This is a genomic window from Variovorax sp. P4_D9 (genome assembly GCF_056401695.1).
In genome coordinates, this window is sequence record NZ_JBFUIU010001294.1 from 1 (window position 1) to 1,778 (window position 1,778).

2 protein-coding genes are annotated in these 1,778 nt (G+C 62.4%); both read left to right on the plus strand.

The features are described 5' to 3' along the window. Positions 1-741 (plus strand): hypothetical protein (locus AC1DY5_RS54115; RefSeq protein ID WP_478122436.1); only part of this gene is annotated, 741 nt, incomplete at its 5' end. A gap of 2 nt (positions 742-743) precedes the next feature. Continuing rightward, on the plus strand, positions 744-1,778 hold a 1,035-nt coding region (locus tag AC1DY5_RS54120; RefSeq protein WP_478122437.1), incomplete at its 3' end, for a tyrosine-type recombinase/integrase.

Below are 1,778 nucleotides of genomic sequence, written 5' to 3' on the forward strand. Positions count from 1 at the left end.
CATGTGGTGGCTATGATGCAGTTTGGATCGTTAGGGAACGATCGAGACAAAGGAACTAGAGGAATGGCAGAGATCGAAAAGCGGCGTGGTGGCGGCGCCAAAACATCGCGATCGGAAACCGTCACCGTTCGCCTGGATCCGAAGCTGAGGTACCTGGCCGAGATCGGGGCGAGAGCTCATCGGCGAACCCTCTCCAGCTTTATCGAAGAAGCAGTTGCTGCAGCGATAACGAGCGTAGAACTGACGGCCTCGAATGGGGTTCAGGCAACGCTTCAACAAGCTACCGATGTGCTTTGGGACGTGACGCCAATGGACCGAATGATCCGTCTCGCCAAAGCGTTTCCCACTCTTCTGACCTTCGAGGAGCAGGTGCTGTGGAAGATGGTGCGAGAAACCCTGCAAGCTCTCTACGGAAAGGATGCAGGGAACTTCGATGAGCCGCGTGATATGGAGACTGCCCGCAAGTACGCATGGGCCCTGCAGACGGCGGTTCTCAAGAACTTTCAGCCGTCGGAGGTGGCGCGGGCGATCCAGGGTGAGGAGGAGCTTCAAAAGGCCCTCGTTGAGGCGTCTGATCTGGATCAGGGCAAGTTTGAATTCCACAGGGGACCGTTCTCACAGGTTATTGTCGAGTTCACCCGCGCGGTCACTTTGTTGCCAGAGATAGCTGCTTCTGAGGTCAAGCGCGCACGGAATCCGTCACGTTCGTTCTTTAGTCCGCGGCCAACTAAGGAGCCCTGATCATGGCCAGAGCATTCGTGAAGCTGGACCGCCGCGAGCTGCGCAAGCTCAAGCCGGGCGCCAAGGTGATGGAGCATGGCATCGTCTTCGAGCGCATGGAGAACGGCGACGGCCTCTTCAGCGTCAACATCATGGTCGACGGCATGCGGATCCATCGCGTCGTCGGCCGCGAGTCGGACGGCACCACGCGCACCCAGGCTGAGGAGTTCATCGAGAAGGCCAGGACCGACGCCCGGCACGATCGGCTGACCCTGCCCAAGGGCCGCAAGGTCGCCCTGTCGTTCAAGGACGCCGCGGACAAGTACATCGCGAAGCTCGAGGAATCGGGCGGCAAGAACATCCCGACGAAGGAGCAGCACCTGCAGCAGCACCTCGTGCCGTTCTTCGGCGCCACCCCGCTCTCGAAGGTCAGTTCGTTCGACGTCGAGCGGTACAAGCAGCACCGGCTCGGCCAGGTCGTCCAGGCAGGGGGCGATTGGCGCAGCGGCGTGAGGGTGCCGCGCGATACCGGGAGGACTACGAGCCCGGGGACGGTCAACCGCGAGATCGCGACGCTCTCGCATCTGTTCAGCCAGGCCGGCGACTGGGGATGGATCACCACCGCCAAGCCCAAGATGCGGCGGATGAAGGAAGGGGAGGGCCGCATCGTCTACCTCACGCCCGACCAGGTGCAGGCCTTCCTGGCGGCGTGCAAGGACTCGGACAACGCTCAGCTGTACCCGTTCGCCCTGATCGCCCTGGAGACCTCGATGCGCATGTCCGAGGTGCTGTCGATCCGCAAGGAAGACATCAACATCGCCCAACGCCTGATCTACATCCCGAAGGCCAAGGCCGGCGCGCGCGATCAGCCCATGACCGAGCGGGTGGCGAAGTTCCTGGAGACCTACGTGGAAGAATCGGTGCCGCCGGCCACCGAGTGGCTGTTCCCCTGCGCCACGACGAGGGAGGGCAAGCCCCTCTCGAAGTCAGGCCACACGATCGCGCTTCAGAAGCCCTTCAGGCTGGCGGCCACAGCTGCTGGGCTGGACCCTGCGCAG